Below are 17,391 nucleotides of genomic sequence, written 5' to 3'. Positions count from 1 at the left end.
GAGACTGACGACGATGGCCGACCGGGTCACGGTGATCGGCTGGGACGGCTCGCCGCTGACCGCCGCGGCACGCGCCGCCCTCGGCGCCGCCACCCTGGTGGCCGGCGCCGCCCACCACCTCGAACTCCCCGAACTGCCCGCCCACGCCGAACGCGTCCGCCTCGGCAGCCTCGCCCTGGCCGCCCGCCGCATCGCGGACCACCGCGGCACCGCCGTCGTGCTCGCCGACGGGGACCCCGGCTTCTTCGGTGTCGTACGCAGCCTGCGCGCACCCGAGTTCGGCCTGGAGGTCGAGGTCGTCCCCGCGGTCTCCGCCGTCGCCGCCGCCTTCGCCCGCGCCGGCATGCCCTGGGACGACGCCCAGGTCGTCGTCGCCCACCCGCGCACCCTGCGCCGCGCCGTGAACGTCTGCCGCGCCCACGCCAAGGTCGCCGTCCTCACCGCGCCGGGCGCCGGCCCCGCCGAACTCGGGCTCCTGCTGGACGGCGTGCACCGCACCTTCGTCATCTGCGAGGAACTGGGCACCGCGCGCGAACAGGTCAGCGTCGTCACCTCCGACAAGGCCGCCGACCACATCTGGCGCGACCCCAACGTCGTCATCGTCATCGGCGGGCCGGCCGGCGCGGGGGAGGGCGGCGGCTGGATCGCCGGACGCGACCCGGGCGCCGGCCCGCGCGGCTGGGTCCAGCCCGACGAGACCTACGGCGGCGGACTCGGTGAGGGCGAGACGGAACTGCTGCGCGCCGCCCAGCTCGCCCGGCTCGGCCCCCGGACCGGCGACCTGGTCTGGGACATCGGCTGCGGCAGCGGCGCCTTCGCCGCCGAGGCCGCGCTCGCCGGAGCGGCCGTCATCGCCGTCGACCGGGACCCGGAGGCCTGCGCCCGCGCCGAGGCCGCCGCCCGGCGCGGCGGCGTCCAGCTCCAGGTCGTCCGCGGCGACGCCCCGCACGTCCTCGAGGACCTGCCCGAACCGGACGTCGTGCGGATCGGCGGCGGAGGACCGGCCGTCGTCTCCGCGGTCGCCGACCGGCGCCCGCAGCGCATCGTCACGCACGCCGCGACCCGCGACGCCGCCGAACGCGTCGGCCGCGACCTCACCGAGCACGGGTACCGGGTGCAGTGCGCCCTGCTCCAGTCCGTCGAACTCGACACCCGGGCCTGGACGGAGACCGAGCGGAGTGTCGCGTTCCTGCTCAGCGGGGTACTGCCGGATCGCGCCCCGTGATCGGGTTGTCGTACCGCGCGCGGTAGGCTGGCCGATCGTTGTACCGCACCGGCGGCCCGAACTTCGTTCGCCAATGTCCGGAAAGCGCGCCCGTTTTGGGGTGGGTGTGGTATGGCGGACCGGACGGACGCGCAACGTGGCGCAGTCCACAGCGCGCTGTCGCGGATCATGCTGTCGCGACGGCGCGACGGCCGGGACAATGCCACTGAATGGCTTTGTCGCCTTTTCCGGCGGGTCGTTCGTGCCGCTCGGCGCGGACGCTCGTTCTTCACCAGGGGCGGGCGGTGCGCCGTTCCGGGTGAGCGGGTCGTAGGAGCATCAACCGATGGGCGAGGGGTACGCATGACGGACACCGGCCAGGTCCCGGGCGAGGGGCAGCCGGAGGGCGCAGGCATGGTGGAGCAGCCGGGCGTTCCCCCGCACGGTGCGTACACCTACCTCGCCGAGGCTCCCGCCGAGGACGAAGACCTGCTGCTGCCGGGTGCCCAGGGCGCCTGGGGCAACGAGGTGCCGCCCCCCGCCCCGGAACCGGTGGTGGAGGCCGTCCACGAGCCGGGCCCGCACGAGACGGCCGGCCGGGACACCGGCTCGGTCGACCTCAACGGGGTCCGCCTGCCGCACTCGGGCCCGGCGTCGGTGCCGCCGTCGCCCATCCTGTCCGCGCCGCACGACCCCGCGTCCGCGGCCCAGCAGGCACGCCGCCCGCTGCACCTCGGCCCGCCGATCCCGAACACCTCCGCGAGCCCGGTCCGCTCCCTCGCCGACCGCGGACCCGCGGGCGCGCCGGTGCGGCAGCCCGGACCGGCCGCCGCCGGCCCGGAGTACCTCGACGCCCAGCCGCTGCGGGACATGGTCCCGCAGACCGCGACCCCCTGGGGCGCGGCACCCCCGGCCCAGGCACCCGCTGCCGAAACGGTTGACCCGGGCGACGCCGCCCAGGCCGCGATGGCCCGCCTCGCCGCCCAGGCGCAGCCGGCCGACGCCCACGGCATCCCGGTGACGGAACCCGTCGCCCATGCCCAGGACGCCGGGTACGCCCCGCCGGCCGGACCGGACGCCGGGGAGGCGACCGCGCCGGTGGTGCCCGTTGCCGGGGACGCGCCGGCGCCCCCGGCCGAGACCGCCGACGCCGACCCGGCGCCGGTGGTGCCCGGCGCCGAGCACCTCACCGAGGAGACGCGGGCCCCGGTGGCCGCCGAGGTCCCGGCCGACGGCACCCTGCCGGCCGAGGTGCCCCCGCCGGCACAGGCCGCGCCGGCCGCCGACGCCGCCGTGACCGAGGACCCGGAGGCCGTGCCCGCCGGGATCGCCGAGGTCCCGGCCGGCGCGCCCGACCCGGCCGCCGGACAGGAGTCCGCCGACCTGGTGCCCGCGCCGGCCCAGGCCGCCGTGGCGGACCCGACCGCGCAGGACGCACCCGCGGCGGAGCCGCCGGTGCACCCGGTACCGGCCGGTGTGGAGTTCTCGGAGCCCGCTCCGGTCGTCGAGGCCGTGGAGGAGGCCTCGGAGGCGGTACCGGTGGTGACCGAGTCGGCCCAGCCCCTCGCACCGGCCGAGTCGCACGCGGCCGTCCTGCCGGACGCCGGTACGGAGTACGCCCACGCCGCGCCGACCGGGGCCACCGCACAGCCCGCCGACGCCGAGCCGGTGGCCGACGGCACGCCGTCCCCGGCCGCCCAGGCGCTCGCCGTCACCGTCGAGGACGCGGCCGAGCCCGCCGACGCGGTGGCGGTCCCGGACGTTCCGCAGGCTGCGGCCGCGGTCCCTGCCCCGGACTTTCCGCAGGTTGCGGACGCGGTCCCCGCCCCGGAAGGCGCCGGCGTCGCCGTCGCGACGGCCGCCGGGACCGTCGCCCCGCACGACGCGGCCGGCGACCCCGGGACGCCCGCTCCGGCCCAGCCGTTCCCGGACGCCCCCGGCGTCGCGGTGACCGCCGAGCCCGCCGAGTCCGCCGCGGACCAGGCACCGGAGGCCGCGGCGCCCGTCGCCCCCGAGCCCGTCGCCCCGGCCCCCCTCGCCCTCGCGGCGCAGCCCGTCGTACCCGGCGCCGTTCCCGTCCAGGACGCCGTTCCCGCCCAGGCGGCGGGGGACAGCGACCCCGTTCCCGAGGCCCCCGCCGAGCCGGTGGCTCCGGCGCCGGTGGAGACCGCCGTGCCCCAGGCGCAGGGCCCGCAGCTCGTCGAGTACGCCCCACAGGGCACCGACGCCCCGGCCGCCCCGGCCCCCGCCGTCGACCGCCCCGCCGGTCCGCAGCCTCTCCCGCAGGCACCGGACGCCGCCGCACCGGACGCCGCGGTCCCCGGTGTGCCGGACCCGGCGACCGATCCCGCGCCGGCCGTCGCGCCCACGCACCATCCCGAGCAGCCGCCCTCCGTCACCATCCCGGAGCAGGCGTTGCCCGCCGTCCTCCCGGAGGACCCGCACCCGGAGCAGACGTTCGGGCAGTTCGTGCCGGTGCAGGGGCAGGTGCCCACCACCCCGCACCTGGCACCCACTCCGCCCCATCCGCTCGTCCTCCCCAGGGACGAACAGAACCCGCAGACGCCCCAGGACCCGCAGGCGCCTCAGAACCCGCAGGTGCCCCAGGACCCGCAGATCCCCCAGGGCCCCCAGGCCCAGGTGCCGCATGAGCAGCCGGAGCCGGAGCCGCAGCCGGAGGCCGTGGCCACCGTGCCCGCGCCCCGCGAGGCGGAGCCGGCCGCACCGGAGGCGGAGCCCGCCCCCGACCTCGTACAGCACGCGGAGGACCTGCCGACCAGGGCCGCCGACCAGGAGGACGGCACGCCCCCGGCGGCGGAACCACGCCGGTCCACCGGCCCCGCCGCGCCCGGCTATGCCGACGCCGAGCGCGAGGCCGTCCTGAAGGTGATGCGCGAGCGCCGCGACATCCGCAACGGCTTCCGCGGCGACCCCATCCCGCACGAGGTGCTGCTGCGCGTCCTGGAGGCCGCGCACACCGCGCCCTCCGTCGGGCACTCCCAGCCCTGGGACTTCGTCGTCATCCGGTCCGCCGAGACCCGGCGGACCATGCACGAACTGGCGATGCGCCAGCGCGAGGCGTACGCCAAGTCGCTGCCGAAGGGCCGGGCGAAGCAGTTCAAGGAACTGAAGATCGAGGCCATCCTCGACACCCCGGTCAACATCGTCGTCACCGCCGACCCCACCCGCGGCGGCCGGCACACCCTCGGCCGACACACCCAGCCGCAGATGGCGCCCTACTCCTCGGCGCTCGCGGTGGAGAACCTCTGGCTCGCCGCCCGCGCCGAAGGCCTCGGCGTCGGCTGGGTCAGCTTCTTCGACGAGCGGGAGATGGTCCGCGCGCTCGGCCTGCCCGAGCACCTGGAGGTCGTCGCCTACCTGTGCGTCGGGTACGTCGACGAGTTCCCGGACGAGCCCGAGCTGATGCAGGCCGGCTGGTCCAGGAGACGCCCCCTGTCCTGGGTGGTGCACGAGGAGACGTACGGCCGCCGCGCCCTGCCCGGAGAGGACCCCCACGACCTGCTTGCCGAGACCGTCGCACAGATCCGCCCGCTCGACGCCAAGGCGCTCGGCGAGGCGTGGGAGCGTCAGAAGCGCATGACCAAGCCGGCCGGCGCCCTCGGCATGCTGGAGATCATCTCCGCGCAGCTGTCCGGGCTGTCCCGCCAGTGCCCGCCGCCGATCCCGGAGCCCGCCGCCGTGGCGATCTTCGCCGGCGACCACGGCGTGCACGCCCAGGGCGTGACCCCCTGGCCGCAGGAGGTCACCGCCCAGATGGTGGCCAACTTCCTGGGCGGAGGAGCCGTCTGCAACGCCTTCGCCGCCCAGGTGGGTGCCGAGGTGTGTGTCGTGGACGTGGGTGTCGTGGCCGACCTGCCCGCCACCCCCGGCCTGCTGCCGCGCAAGATCCGCGGCGGCACATCCGACATGACCACCGGCCCCGCGATGACCCGCGAGGAGGCCAGGGCGGCCATCGAGGTGGGCATCGAGACCGCCCGCGACCTGGTGGCGGCCGGCAACAAGGCGCTGCTCACCGGTGAGATGGGCATCGCCAACACCACCGCGTCCGCCGCGCTGATCTCCGTCTTCACCGGCGCCGACCCGGCGGAGGTGACCGGCCGCGGCACGGGCATCAACGACGAGACCCTGGCCCGCAAGACCGAGGTGGTGCGGCGCGCGCTGGAACTCCACCAGCCCGACCCGGCCGACCCGATCGGCGTCCTGGCCGCCATCGGCGGTTTCGAGCACGCGGCCATGGTCGGCCTGCTCCTCGGCGGCGCGTCCCTGCGCACGCCGGTGATCCTGGACGGCGTCAGCGCCGGTGCCGCCGCCCTGGTGGCCCGCGCCATCGCCCCCGAGGTGCTGGCCGCCTGCATCGCCGGCCACCGCAGCGCCGAGCCCGGTCACGTCGCCGCGCTGAACAAGCTGGGCCTGCGCCCCCTGGTCGACCTGGACCTCCGCCTCGGCGAGGGCACGGGCGCGCTGCTGGCCCTGCCGCTGGTGCAGAGCACGGCCCGGGCGATGCACGAGGTGGCCACCTTCGACTCGGCGGGAGTCACCGAGAAGTAGGCGTCACGGACATCACGGGTGGCCCGGTGTTCAACTGCCGGACCACCCGTGTCGCCTGCCCTGTCCACACCGTAAAATCCGCACGTCAGGGCCGCTCCGCAGTCGCAGCGGGCCCACCGCACCGCCGCAGGAGGAGCCGCCCCTCATGGCTGAACACCCCGCCTACCCCGTAGGCCTCCGCCTCTCCGGCCGCCGCGTGGTCGTCCTCGGCGGCGGCCAGGTCGCCCAGCGCCGGCTGCCCGCCCTGATCGCGGCCGGCGCGGACGTCGTCCTCGTCTCCCCCGAGGCCACCCCTTCGGTGGAGGCGATGGCCGACGCGGGCGAGATCACCTGGCTGCGCCGCCCCTACGCGGACGGTGACCTCGCCGAGGCCTGGTACGCCCTCATCGCCACCAGCGACGCCGAGGCCAACACCCGGGCCTCCGCCGAGGGCGAGCGGCACCGCGTCTGGTGCGTGCGCTCCGACGACGCCGACCGGGCGACGGCGTGGACCCCGGCGACCGGCCACAGCGAGGGCGTCACCGTCGCCGTGCTCACCACCCACGCGCGCGGCCGCGACCCCCGGCACACCGCCGCCATCCGGGACGCGGTCGTCGAGGGCCTGCGCGACGGCACCCTGGTCGCCCCGCACCACCGCTCCCGCACCGCCGGGGTGGCGCTGGTCGGCGGCGGCCCCGGCGACCCCGACCTGATCACGGTCCGCGGCCGCCGGCTGCTGGCCGAGGCGGACGTCGTCATCGCCGACCGGCTGGGCCCGCGCGACCTACTGGCCGAACTCCCGCCGCACGTCGAGGTGATCGACGCGGCGAAGATCCCGTACGGCCGGTACATGGCCCAGGAGGCCATCAACGACGCGCTCATCGAGCACGCCAGGCAGGGCAAGGCCGTCGTCCGGCTCAAGGGCGGCGACCCGTACGTCTTCGGCCGCGGCATGGAGGAGGTGCAGGCGCTCGCCGAGGCCGGCATCCCGTGCACGGTGGTCCCCGGCATCTCCAGCTCGATCTCGGTGCCCGGCGCCGCCGGCATCCCGGTCACCCACCGGGGCGTCGCCCACGAGTTCACCGTGGTCAGCGGCCACGTCGCCCCGGACGACGCGCGCTCCCTGGTCGACTGGCCCTCGCTCGCCAAACTCACCGGCACCCTGGTGGTCCTGATGGGCGTCGACAAGATAGGCAAGATCGCCGACACGCTCGTCGCGCACGGCAGGTCCCCCGAGACGCCGGTCGCCCTGGTCCAGGAGGGGACGACGGCCGCGCAGCGGCGCGTGGACGCCACCCTAGCCACGGTCGCGGAGACGGTCCGCGCCGAGGACGTCAGGCCCCCGGCGGTCATCGTCATCGGCGAGGTCGTACACGCCGGTTCCGGGACCGGGGTGTGACGCCGTCCTGACCTCCCGTCCCGGCGGTGCCACCCCCGCACCCCGGTCTCTCCCACCCCACCCAGGACAAGGCAGTATCACGCTGTGGCCGAGCTCATCACCCTCGACGATCCCGACGACCCGCGGCTGGCCGACTACACGGACCTGACCGACGTCGAGCTGCGCCGCAGGCGCGAACCCGCCGAGGGCCTGTTCATCGCCGAGGGCGAGAAGGTCATCCGCCGGGCCCTGGAAGCCGGCTACGAGACGCGCTCGATGCTGCTCTCGGCCAAGTGGGTCGACGTCATGCGTGACGTCATCGAGGAACTCCCGGCCCCGGTGTACGTCGTCAGCCCCGCACTCGCCGAGCGGGTCACCGGCTACCACGTGCACCGCGGCGCCCTCGCCTCCATGCGGCGCAAGCCCCTGCCCACGGCCGGCGAACTGCTCGGCACCGCCCGCCGGGTCGTGATCATGGAGGCGGTCAACGACCACACCAACATCGGTGCCATCTTCCGCTCGGCGGCGGCCCTCGGCATGGACGCGGTGCTGCTGTCACCCGACTGCGCCGACCCGCTGTACCGGCGCAGCGTCAAGGTCTCCATGGGCGCCGTGTTCTCGGTGCCGTACGCCCGGCTGGAGACCTGGCCGAAGGGGCTCGACGCGGTCCGCGAGGCCGGCTTCGACCTCCTCGCCCTCACCCCGGACGCCAGGGCCCACACCCTCGACGAGGCCGCCCCGCACACCAGGGACCGGGTCGCGCTGATGCTGGGCGCCGAGGGCGACGGGCTGTCCCGGCGGGCGCTGGACGCCGCCGACACCTGGGTACGCATCCCGATGGCGCACGGCGTCGACTCGCTCAACGTGGGAGCGGCCGCCGCGGTGGCCTTCTACGCGGTCGCAACGGGCCGCCCCCATCGCTGACCGACACCCACCCCGGCCCGCCGGAGCGAGCCGCCGAAGCCACCGCCCCCGTACGACGGGCCGCCCGGACACCGGGTCACCGGCCTGGCGGACGGGCACGGCGAACCGCCGGGGCGAGCCGTTGAGGTGACCGCTCCCGTACGACGGGCCGCGCGAACAGCGGGTTTCCGGCCTGGCGTGCGGACAGCCCGGTCCGCCGGGGGAAGCCTTCGTCGCCACCGCCCCGTCAAGGAACCAGCCGGGTACGCATGGCCGGGCATCTGGGCGGGTCTGTTGGCCCGCCGGCCCGGTAACGCGTCTCCGAGGGGCCGGTCATGATGGCTGGTCAACCCGGAGGCTCGCCCCCCGGCGGCCGGGCGTGGCGCCTGCCGGCTTGAGCAAGCGTGTCCGGCCGGTTCGACGCGCGGGCTGGGTCACCTGGAAGTCTCACCCCGGCACCCCGGCACCCCGGCACCCCGGCACCCCGGCACCCCGGCACCCCGGCGGCCCGGCACCCCGGCACCCCGGCGGCCCGGCGGCCCGGCGGCCCGGCGGCCCGGCGGCCCGGCACCCCGGCACCCCGGCACCCCGGCACCCCGGCACCCCGGCGGCCCGGTGGCCCGGCGCCCCGGCGCTCCGGTGGCCCGGCGCCCCGGCGCTCCGGTGGCCCGGCGTCCCGGCGCTCCGGTGGCCCGGCGCCCCGGCGCTCCGGTGGCCCGGCGCCCCGGCGGCCCGGCACCCCGGCACCCCGGCGGCCCGGCGGCCCGGCGGCCCGGCGCCCCGGCGCCCCGGCGCCCCGGCGCCCCGGCGCCCCGGCGTGCCCGTCTGCCGCGTCAAGCATCTGTTCGGGCGGGGTTGGTCGTGCCTGGCAGGTCGCCCAGCGCTCTTGCCCCGGCACCCGGCACCCGGGCGGCCCGTCTGTCGCCTTGAGGGCACGTGCTCAGGCGGTTCGTCGGGTGGGGCCGGTCGCTCAGAAGTTTCCCCCGGCGACCGGGCATGCCCATCCGCCGACCTGGACGCGTGCTCGCCCCGGTCGGCGTGTGAGGCCGGTGCCCTGAGGTCTCACCCCGGTGGCCCGGCATGCCACGCGTCGGCCTGGTAAGACCTGCGTGGCCGGGGTCACCCAGGAGTCGCGCCCCGGCGGCCCGGCACGCCCCGGGCCGGCCCGAGAAGGCACCCCCGGCCGGGCCGGGGGCCCTGCGCGGCGCTCACCTGCCGGCGTCGCGGCTCAGCGTCGACGCGTACCGGTCGGACACGAGCGTGCCGTTCTGCGGCGGAGGGTAGCTCGGCTGCGCGGACTCCTGCCGCTGCACCCCGCCGTCACGACCGTCGCCGCCCAGCCCGCGCGCCGGCCCCTGGCAGCCCTGGGCCACCGCGATCCCGAGCGCCACCAGCAGCGTCACCACCACGAACACGAACAGCCGCTGCCGCAGCAGCCGCGGATTGGCGGGCCGCCGCCCGGTCCCGGACGGACGCTGTCCCGGCCGCCGCGGACCGCCGCGCGGAGCGGGCCGGCCAGCGCCGCCGGAGCGCGGGGCGCCACCGCGCGGCGCCGGCGTGGGACGCGCCGTGCCCGGCCGGGCCGCCGCACCCGCGCGTGCGCCGCCGCCCCCGCGCGAGGCGACCCCGCCACGGGGCGGTACGTCGCCGCGCGAGGACATCCCGCCGCGCGACGACGGCACACCACCCCGAGGGGCGCCGCCCCCACGCGGCAGCGGCGTACCGGAAGAGGTACGCCGCTGGACGCGCTGCTGTTCCGGATAGGTGTCGGCGAGCCGCCCGGTGGGCCGGTCCGCCTCGGCGGCGCGCGGCGCGGGCGGCCGTACGCCGTCCAGGCCCTGCGCCTCCCGCGCGGCGATCTCCTTGAGCCGCAGCGACAACTGGAGGGTGCTGGGCCGGTCCTCGGGGTCCTTGGCCAGACAGGCCCGGATCAGTGGGGCGAGCGCGTCCGGCACGCCGTGCAGCTGCGCCTCCTCGTGCACCACCCGGTACAGCATCACCTCGGAACTGCCGTGCCCGAAGGGCGAGTCGCCGGTCGAGGCGTACGCCAGGGTCGCGCCGAGGGAGAACACGTCCGTCGCCGGGGTGACCGCCGCTCCGCGCACCTGCTCGGGTGCGAGGAAGCCGGGGGAGCCGACCGCGGTGCCCACGTGGGTGAGGGTGGAGGCGCCGGTGGCCCAGGCGATACCGAAGTCGATGATCCGCGGCCCCTTGGGGGACAGCAGGATGTTGGACGGCTTCAGGTCACGGTGGACGACGCCGGCCTCGTGCACGGCGACCAGGCCCTCGGAGAGGGCCGCGCCGACCGCCGCGGTGTCCGCCGCGCTGAGCGGACCCTCGTCGGCGACCTTGTCGTGCAGCGACGGCCCGGGCACGTACTGCGTGGCGAACCAGGGCCGCTCGGCCTCCAGGTCCGCGGCGACCAGCCGGGCCGTGCAGCCACCGCGGATACGCCGGGCCGCCGACACCTCGCGCGCGAACCGCGAACGGAACTCCTGGTCCTCCGCGAGGTCCGGCCGGATCACCTTCAGGGCGACGCGCTGCCCCTTCTTGTCGGAGCCGAGATAGACCACGCCCATCCCGCCCGCGCCGAGCCGTCGGTGAAGCCTGAACGAGCCGACGACGCGCGGGTCCTCGCGCCTCAGGCGCATCATCGCCATGTTCATCCCCGCTGCCCGGTCCCTGTGACGTGGCACAGCTTACGTTTCCACGGCCGCCCGCGCGCAGAGGCCGCGCCCTCTCGGCCCGGCGGATTGTGTACGCCGTCCGGGGGAGGTGAAAACCGGTCACCATCTCCCGCACCACGGCATCTTGACGGGGCATATGACAGCAACCCGCGCGCGGGGAAGGGACGTTGGACTGGCCCGAAACCGCCGGGCGCCGCCCGCCACGGACACCGGTGGGCCGCCCCGAGTGACCCGGAGGCCTCGTCCCGCCCCCTGCCACACGCCCTCTCCGACCCCTCTCCCGACCCCGCCACGGGTGATCGAAGTCACTCCGCCGGGCGTGCCGGACGCGTCGGACATGCCCGGACACAAGGGGCGCCCCCTCCGGGAAGACCCCGAGACCCGGACCGGCGCCTCCACCCAGGGGAGTACTCCGCAGGTGGCGGCTCATCCTCCGGGAGGCCCGGCAATCGGTACGAGGGCATGACGCCCGATGTCCGGCGCCCGCCTAGATTTGTGGTTCAGCGGCGGGTGCAGCACTCGTCCCCCGAGGCCGGACGCCCGCCGCTACCGATGACAACCGAGACGGTCAGGAGAGGGACCATGGCCCGGACGGCACCGCGGCGCACCGCGTTCGCACCCCGCCGGACGGGCCGTCGCCACCCACTGGTGGCGACGCTCATGGCCCTTCCCCTGGCGGCCCTGCTCCTGCTCGTCTTCGACGGCTGGGAGACGGTGGCCACACAGGCGTCGTCCGTGGGTGTGATGCTGGGGCGCTGAGCGGCGCCCCCAGGCCCGGAAGAGCGGTCCGGGCAGGGACATCTATCCATGAAACCCCGTGGGGACGGGGGTGCGGCGGACGGCACAGATGCCGGCGCAGCTGGGGAGCTGCGCCGGCATTAGCCGTTTCCGGACACCCGCGCGAGTCCCGCCTCCGGCGTCCCGCGCCGACCATCGCCCCGCGCCCGGTCGGCCGCTGCGCGAGTGAGCCGTGACCGAGGGTGGCCCCGCACGGCACCACCCCGTGCCCCCTGCTGCCCCCGCGCGAGTACTGTCGGCCGAGCACCCCCCCCTCCCGAGGCAGCCTTGAGCGCAGACGTGTCCGTCCCGCCCCTGATGACCGCGCTGACCGCCGAAGCGGAGGCCGCGGCGCATCCCCGTGCCCGTGTCCCCGGCCCCCGCACCCCGTGCGCCTGTGTCCGCACGCCCCTCGCCGACCGGGAGGACGCCACGGTGGTGCGGCACGCCGGTGCCGTCGCCAAGGCCCACGCGCCGGACACCGGGCGCACCGCGCTGGTCCGGCGTCTGGCCGTGGCCGCCGGCCGCCCGGACGTGCTGCTCGCGCCGCTCGCCCCCGCCCCCGTCGCGCTGCGGGACCGCCTCGTCACCTTCTGGCCGTACGGGGTGCCGGTCGACCCGGACGATCCGGACGCGGCCCCCTGGGAGGCCGCCGCCACCCTCCTGGCGAAGCTGCACCGCGTCCCGGTCCCCGCCGGCCTCCCCCCGATGCGCGGCCCGGTGAAGGCGGCCCGCGCCCTCGACCGCCTCCGCGCGGCCCTCGCCACCGCCGCCACCCCTGACCCGGCCGCCCGTCCCGTCCTGGACGCCTGGGCGTCCCTGCCGGCCTGGGCCCGCGCCGAGGCGCCGATGCCCGGTCCGCCGGCCCTCTGCCACGGTGATCTCCACCTCGGCCAGCTGGTCCGCCACCCGGAGCCGGACGGTCCCTGGCGGCTGATCGACATCGACGACCTGGGGGCGGGCGTCCCGGCCTGGGACCTCGCCCGCCCCGCCGCCTGGTACGCCTGCGGGCTCCTGCCGCCCGACGAGTGGACCCGCTTCCTGACCGCCTACCGGCGCGCCGGCGGCCCGGCCGTACCCGCCGACGGCGACCCCTGGGCAGCCCTGGACGTACCGGCCCGCGCCCTCACCGTGCAGACGGCCGCGCTGGCGCTGACGAAGGCGCTCACGGCGGGCCGCCCGCTGGACGAGGTGGAGCGGGCCCTGGTCGACGCGTGCGCCCGGATGCCCTCCGTACCCCCTGGTCCGGCGCCCGGCCCGCCGCACTAGGCTGCAACCGCCCGGGCCCGGACGGAGTCTGTCCTGGGGACGAACGAAGCAGGACCGACCGGCGAGGAGTTGAGCCGACCATGCAGTGTCCGAAGTGCCATGCGCCGATGCACACCTACAACCGCAACGGCGTTCAGATCGAGCAGTGCAGCGGCTGCCGCGGCATCTTCCTCGACTACGGCGAGCTGGAGGCGCTGACCCGGCTGGAGGGCCAGTGGTCCCAGCCCGCTCCGCCGCCCCCGCCGGCACCGCAGCCGTACCCGGCCCCGCCCGCCCCCGCCTGGGGCGCGCCGCACGGTGGCCACCACGGCGGTCATCACGGTGGTGGCCACGGGCACCACCGTCACAAGAGCTTCGGTCACATGCTCTTCTCCAGCTGAGCGCACGAAGAAGCCCCCGGCCGTACGAGACGGCTGGGGGCTTCCTGCGGTGTGGACGATACTGGGATTGAACCAGTGACCTCTTCCGTGTCAGGGAAGCGCTCTCCCGCTGAGCTAATCGTCCGGGAACCGTGACCCGCGGGTCACAGACAGTGCGCGATACTGGGATTGAACCAGTGACCTCTTCCGTGTCAGGGAAGCGCTCTCCCGCTGAGCTAATCGCGCGGGACGGATCATGCCGTGCGTACCGGCGGATCCAGTGGACGATACTGGGATTGAACCAGTGACCTCTTCCGTGTCAGGGAAGCGCTCTCCCGCTGAGCTAATCGTCCTTGGAGGTGGAGACGGGATTTGAACCCGTGTAGACGGCTTTGCAGGCCGTTGCCTCGCCTCTCGGCCACTCCACCAGGAGTGTAGGGGATCGGGACGACCCCTTCTTCCTTCGAGCGGACGACGAGGCTCGAACTCGCGACCTCAACCTTGGCAAGGTTGCGCTCTACCAACTGAGCTACGTCCGCCTGTCGTTTCGGTGCGCTTGCGCGTCCCGGCGACGTGTTGAACTCTAGCGGATTCCCGGGCCAGCACAAAAACGCGTTTGCGCAGCGTGCTGCGGTGCGCTCCCCGGAGCCGCCGGTCGTGGCCCCCTCCGGGACATCCCCGGGCCGCCTTCCGGACACCCGTCCTAGACTCGACCACGTGCCTCACCACCCTCCGCTCGCCCGCTTCGGCGACCGCGTCGCCACCGGCCTCCTCGACGTCACCAGCGATCCGGCCGCCCTGGACTCCGCCGGCTTCTGGGCCGTGTGCGCCGACTTCGAGGGCCGGCTGACCTGCGCCCGCTTCGCGGACGTGCGCGAGGAACCGGTGCCCGCGCCGGTGCCGGGCGCCTGGCGGGGGCCGGCGCCGGACCACTGGACGTCCTCCCTGGACCGGGCCGCGTACACGACGGCCGTCCGCGCCATCCGCGAGCACATCGCGGCCGGCGACGTCTACCAGGTCAACCTCTGCCGGGTGCTCGGCGCACCCGTCGCCCCGGACACCGACGTCGACGCCCTGACGGCCCTGCTGGCCCGCGGCAACCCGGCCCCGTACGCGGGCACGATCCGGCTGCCGGAGCACGGTGTGGAGATCGCCACCGCCTCGCCGGAGCTGTTCCTGCGCCGCGCCGGCCGCATCGTCGAGTCGGGCCCGATCAAGGGCACCGGGCGCACCGAGGCGGACCTCACGGAGAAGGACCGGGCGGAGAACGTGATGATCGTGGACCTGGTCCGCAACGACATCGGGCGGATCTGCGAGCCCGGCAGCGTGACCGTCCCCGACCTCTGCGCCGTGGAGAAGCACCCGGGCCTCGTCCACCTCGTCTCCACCGTGCGCGGCGAGCTGCGCGAGGACGCCGGCTGGCCGGAACTGCTCGCCGCCGCCTTCCCGCCCGGCTCGGTCACCGGCGCGCCGAAACCGAGCGCCCTGGGGATCATCGCCGCGCTGGAGACGGCACCGCGCGGCCCGTACTGCGGCGGGATCGGCTGGGTCGACGCCGACCGGGGCACGGGCGAGCTGGCCGTGGGCATCCGCAGCTTCTGGATCGACCGGGCCGGGGCCACCACCCTGCGCTTCGGCACCGGCGCCGGCATCACCTGGGGCTCCGACCCCGACAGGGAGTGGCAGGAGACCGAACTGAAGGCGTCCCGGCTGCTGGCGGTGGCGTCGGGATCGTACGAGGACACGGAAAGGGCGTTCGCATGAGGATCTGGCTGGACGGCGGGCTGCGGGACGCGGACACCGCCCGGGTCTCCGTCTTCGACCACGGGCTGACCGTCGGCGACGGCGTCTTCGAGACCGTGAAGGCGGTCGACGGCAGGCCGTTCGCGCTCACCCGGCACCTCGACCGGCTCACCCGCTCCGCCCGCGGCCTCGGCCTGCCCGACCCGGCCCACGACGAGGTCCGCGAGGCGTGCGCGGCGGTGCTCGCGGCCAACCCGATGCCGCTCGGCCGGCTGCGGATCACCTACACCGGCGGCCACGGCCCGCTCGGCTCCGACCGCGGCGCGCACGGGCCGACCCTCGTCGTCGCCCTCGGCGAGGTCACCCGCCGGCCGGACACCACCGCGGTGATCACCGTCCCGTGGACCCGTAACGAGCGCGGCGCCCTCACCGGCCTGAAGACCACCTCGTACGCCGAGAACGTCGTCGCCCTGGCCCGTGCCCACCGGCACGGCGCCTCCGAGGCGCTCTTCGCCAACACGGTCGGGCAGCTCTGCGAGGGCACCGGGTCCAACGTCTTCGTCGTCCTCGACGGCGAGATCCACACCCCGCCGGTCGCCTCCGGCTGCCTGCCCGGCATCACCCGCGCCCTGACCGTCGAGTGGACGGGCGCCAGGGAGACGGACCTGCCGCTGGACGTCGTACGGCGTGCGGACGAGGTCTTCCTGACCTCCACCCTGCGGGACGTGCAGGCCGTGCACCGGATCGACGACCGCGAACTGCCCGGCACCCCGGGCCCGGTGACCGCCAAGGCCATGCGGATCTTCGAGGAGCGGTCCGGACACGACCTCGACCCCCAGGTCCTGCCGACGGGCTGACCAGGCGGGGCCGTCGCGGGTAGAACAGCTGTGATGACCACGACCCTGCGGCCGGTCGAGCCGCTCCAGGAGCACGCCGACGGCACCCGTTCACGCCGCTACCAGGTGTGCGTCAACAGCCGTCCCGTCGGCGACGTCCGTCTCGGCACCTCACCGGACCTCGGCGACTCGGTGGCCCGCGTCGTCGAGCTGCGGATCGACGAGCCCGACCGGCGGCGCGGCCGGGGCACGGTGGCAGCCCTCGCCGCGGAGGAGGTGGCGCGCGGCTGGGGCTGTACCCAGATCGAGACCACCGTGCCGGCCACGGCGGACGCCGGGCTGCGCCTGTTCCGGGCCCTCGGGTACACCCCGCGCAACCGCCGCATGGAGAAGCGCCTCGGCACCGTCCCGCCCGTACTGCCGGCGGGCGACCGGGCGCGGCCCATGACCGAGGCCGAGTTCGACGCCTGGCGGGAGACGGAGAGCGAGCGGTACGCGCGCACGTGGAGCGAGCGCGGCGTCCCCGAGGCCGCGGCCCGTGCCAAGGCCCGCGACGACCACAGGCGGCTGCTGCCGCACGGCCTCGCGACCGACGGCGTGCTCTTCAGCGTGCTGGAGCACGAGGGCGGCCGGGTGGGCATCCTGTGGCTGGCCCTCAGGGAGGACGGGGCGTTCGTCTTCGACGTCGAGACGGACCCGTCCCACCGCGGCCGGGGGCACGGCCGGACGCTCATGCTGCTCGCGGAACGCCAGGCGATCGAGGCCGGGCTGCCGGTCCTCGGCCTCAACGTGTTCGCGGGCAACACCCCGGCCGAGCGCCTGTACGCGTCACTGGGCTACCGGCCGGTGACCCACTCCCTGGCCAAGCCCCTGCTGTAGCCGAGCCGGGCGCCGGAGCCGGACCGGGACCGTCCTGCGGAGCGCCCCGGAGGACGGCTGCGGCACGGCGGGGACGGCCGGAGCGCCCCGGACGACGGCCGGGCACGGCGGAGGATCGCCGGGCACGGCGGAGGGCGGCCCGGGGCCCGGTCCTCAGGCCGTTCCGCCGGCCAGCAGCCGGTCCGCGATGTCCGCCACCCGCTCGCGCAGCCCCTCCTGGCTCTTGCCGCCGTCGAGGCGTTCGCCGCCGATCACGTACGTGGGGGTGCCGGTCACGCCGATGGCCTTGCCCTCGGCCTGATCGGCGTCGACGGCCAGGATGTGCCGGCCGTCGATCAGCGCGGTGTCGAACTCCTCGGCGTCCAGCCCCAGTTCCCGGGCCACCTCGACGAGGAAGGACTCGCCCCCGCGGTCCAGCTCCTCCACCCGCTCCAGCACGGCCTCCACGTACGGCCAGCCCTTGCCCTGCTCCAGCGCCTCCTCGGCGGCCTGGGCGGCGGCGAAGGCGTGCCGGTGCTTCTCCAGGGGGAAGTGCCGCAGACGCAGCTCCAGCCGGTCGCCGTAGCGGGCGCGCAGGGCGCGGACGTCGTCGAGGGCGCCGCGGCAGTCGGGGCACTGGAGTTCGCACCAGACGTCGAGGACGACGGTGTCGGTGCGTACGGGTGAGGAGTCGCTCATGCGCCCCAGTCTCCCAGGCGGGACCGGGGCGACCCAACCGGGACATCGGGGCACCGAGGCACCGGCCGGGGCGGGCCGGGCGGTGGCCGCGGGGACCGGGGACCGGCACCCCGGGAGGAGCCGACCCGGA

General features: G+C 76.1%; 12 protein-coding genes and 5 tRNA genes. 10 read left to right on the top strand and 7 right to left on the bottom strand.

The features are described from left to right. Positions 1-13 precede the first annotated feature (13 nt). From cbiE to ACIQVT_RS17035, 4 genes are all read left to right on the top strand, one after another. Positions 14-1,225, top strand: a complete 1,212-nt coding sequence (cbiE, locus tag ACIQVT_RS17050) for a precorrin-6y C5,15-methyltransferase (decarboxylating) subunit CbiE (RefSeq protein ID WP_403753411.1) — start codon at positions 14-16, stop codon at positions 1,223-1,225. A 342-nt stretch (positions 1,226-1,567) separates the two neighbouring features. Then, positions 1,568-5,773 carry a nicotinate-nucleotide--dimethylbenzimidazole phosphoribosyltransferase gene (gene cobT, locus ACIQVT_RS17045; RefSeq protein WP_403753409.1) on the top strand — a complete coding sequence of 1,402 codons (4,206 nt, stop codon included), beginning with the start codon at positions 1,568-1,570 and terminating at the stop codon, positions 5,771-5,773. Between the two features lie 145 nt (positions 5,774-5,918). Continuing rightward, entirely contained in the window at positions 5,919-7,151 is a 1,233-nt protein-coding gene (gene cobA, locus ACIQVT_RS17040) for a uroporphyrinogen-III C-methyltransferase (protein ID WP_403753406.1), read from the top strand. An 84-nt stretch (positions 7,152-7,235) separates the two neighbouring features. Further along, complete coding sequence (locus ACIQVT_RS17035) at positions 7,236-8,054, top strand: TrmH family RNA methyltransferase (protein WP_403753403.1); 819 nt, start codon at positions 7,236-7,238, stop codon at positions 8,052-8,054. Positions 8,055-9,241: 1,187 nt separating this feature from the next. On the opposite strand, the gene ACIQVT_RS17030 is transcribed toward ACIQVT_RS17035, so the two are convergent. Continuing rightward, a complete protein-coding gene (locus tag ACIQVT_RS17030) occupies positions 9,242-10,699 on the bottom strand; it encodes a serine/threonine-protein kinase (protein WP_403753400.1) in 1,458 nt (485 codons plus the stop codon). Positions 10,700-11,302: 603 nt separating this feature from the next. On the opposite strand from ACIQVT_RS17030, the gene ACIQVT_RS17025 reads away from it, so the two are divergent. The 3 genes from ACIQVT_RS17025 to ACIQVT_RS17015 all read left to right on the top strand — a co-directional run bounded on the left by ACIQVT_RS17025 (position 11,303) and on the right by ACIQVT_RS17015 (position 13,146). Then, positions 11,303-11,479 carry a hypothetical protein gene (locus tag ACIQVT_RS17025; protein WP_403753397.1) on the top strand — a complete coding sequence of 59 codons (177 nt, stop codon included), beginning with the start codon at positions 11,303-11,305 and terminating at the stop codon, positions 11,477-11,479. A 336-nt stretch (positions 11,480-11,815) separates the two neighbouring features. Further along, entirely contained in the window at positions 11,816-12,766 is a 951-nt protein-coding gene (locus ACIQVT_RS17020) for a phosphotransferase family protein (protein ID WP_403754084.1), read from the top strand. Between the two features lie 80 nt (positions 12,767-12,846). Continuing rightward, positions 12,847-13,146 (top strand): zf-TFIIB domain-containing protein, encoded by a 300-nt coding sequence (locus ACIQVT_RS17015; protein WP_403753394.1) that lies wholly within the window; start codon positions 12,847-12,849, stop codon positions 13,144-13,146. A 52-nt stretch (positions 13,147-13,198) separates the two neighbouring features. Here ACIQVT_RS17015 and ACIQVT_RS17010 read toward each other — a convergent pair. The 5 genes from ACIQVT_RS17010 to ACIQVT_RS16990 form a co-directional block, all read right to left on the bottom strand. Next, a tRNA-Val gene (locus ACIQVT_RS17010) sits at positions 13,199-13,270 on the bottom strand. Positions 13,271-13,299: 29 nt separating this feature from the next. Continuing rightward, positions 13,300-13,371: transfer RNA gene (locus ACIQVT_RS17005), tRNA-Val, on the bottom strand. Positions 13,372-13,406: 35 nt separating this feature from the next. Beyond that, a tRNA-Val gene (locus ACIQVT_RS17000) sits at positions 13,407-13,478 on the bottom strand. Between the two features lies 1 nt (position 13,479). Further along, positions 13,480-13,553, bottom strand: a tRNA-Cys gene (locus tag ACIQVT_RS16995). A gap of 38 nt (positions 13,554-13,591) precedes the next feature. After that, positions 13,592-13,664, bottom strand: a tRNA-Gly gene (locus ACIQVT_RS16990). 178 nt (positions 13,665-13,842) lie between these two features. Here ACIQVT_RS16990 and ACIQVT_RS16985 point away from each other — a divergent pair. The 3 genes from ACIQVT_RS16985 to ACIQVT_RS16975 are packed head-to-tail and all read left to right on the top strand — an operon-like array spanning position 13,843 to position 16,583. Beyond that, the gene (locus ACIQVT_RS16985; RefSeq protein ID WP_403753391.1) at positions 13,843-14,889 is read left to right on the top strand and encodes a chorismate-binding protein; all 1,047 of its coding nucleotides are present in this window, start codon (positions 13,843-13,845) and stop codon (positions 14,887-14,889) included. Then, a complete protein-coding gene (locus ACIQVT_RS16980) occupies positions 14,886-15,725 on the top strand; it encodes an aminotransferase class IV (RefSeq protein WP_403753388.1) in 840 nt (279 codons plus the stop codon). Before ACIQVT_RS16985 ends, ACIQVT_RS16980 begins: the two co-directional genes overlap by 4 nt. 33 nt (positions 15,726-15,758) lie before the next feature. Beyond that, entirely contained in the window at positions 15,759-16,583 is an 825-nt protein-coding gene (locus ACIQVT_RS16975; RefSeq protein ID WP_403753385.1) for a GNAT family N-acetyltransferase, read from the top strand. A gap of 153 nt (positions 16,584-16,736) precedes the next feature. Here the strand turns inward: ACIQVT_RS16975 and ACIQVT_RS16970 are convergent, their stop codons facing one another. Further along, entirely contained in the window at positions 16,737-17,261 is a 525-nt protein-coding gene (locus ACIQVT_RS16970; RefSeq protein WP_403753382.1) for a DsbA family protein, read from the bottom strand. Between the last annotated feature and the right edge of the window lie 130 nt (positions 17,262-17,391).

Origin of the sequence: Streptomyces sp. NPDC100445, assembly GCF_044759735.1 — a bacterium.
Taxonomy (GTDB): Bacteria; Actinomycetota; Actinomycetes; order Streptomycetales; family Streptomycetaceae; genus Streptomyces.
Note: the sequence above shows the minus strand (reverse complement) of the source record. Positions and strands in the feature narration are given on the sequence as shown.

Excerpts from the sequence above, each read along its gene's own strand:
- ACIQVT_RS17025 (WP_403753397.1), top strand. The coding sequence starts at position 11,303 with ATGGCCCGGACGGCACCGCGGCGCACCGCGTTCGCACCCCGCCGGACG.
- ACIQVT_RS17030 (WP_403753400.1), bottom strand. The coding sequence starts at position 10,699 with ATGAACATGGCGATGATGCGCCTGAGGCGCGAGGACCCGCGCGTCGTC.
- cbiE (WP_403753411.1), top strand. The coding sequence starts at position 14 with ATGGCCGACCGGGTCACGGTGATCGGCTGGGACGGCTCGCCGCTGACC.
- cobA (WP_403753406.1), top strand. The coding sequence starts at position 5,919 with ATGGCTGAACACCCCGCCTACCCCGTAGGCCTCCGCCTCTCCGGCCGC.
- ACIQVT_RS16980 (WP_403753388.1), top strand. The coding sequence starts at position 14,886 with ATGAGGATCTGGCTGGACGGCGGGCTGCGGGACGCGGACACCGCCCGG.
- cobT (WP_403753409.1), top strand. The coding sequence starts at position 1,568 with ATGACGGACACCGGCCAGGTCCCGGGCGAGGGGCAGCCGGAGGGCGCA.
- ACIQVT_RS16975 (WP_403753385.1), top strand. The coding sequence starts at position 15,759 with ATGACCACGACCCTGCGGCCGGTCGAGCCGCTCCAGGAGCACGCCGAC.
- ACIQVT_RS17015 (WP_403753394.1), top strand. The coding sequence starts at position 12,847 with ATGCAGTGTCCGAAGTGCCATGCGCCGATGCACACCTACAACCGCAAC.
- ACIQVT_RS16970 (WP_403753382.1), bottom strand. The coding sequence starts at position 17,261 with ATGAGCGACTCCTCACCCGTACGCACCGACACCGTCGTCCTCGACGTC.
- ACIQVT_RS17020 (WP_403754084.1), top strand. The coding sequence starts at position 11,816 with ATGACCGCGCTGACCGCCGAAGCGGAGGCCGCGGCGCATCCCCGTGCC.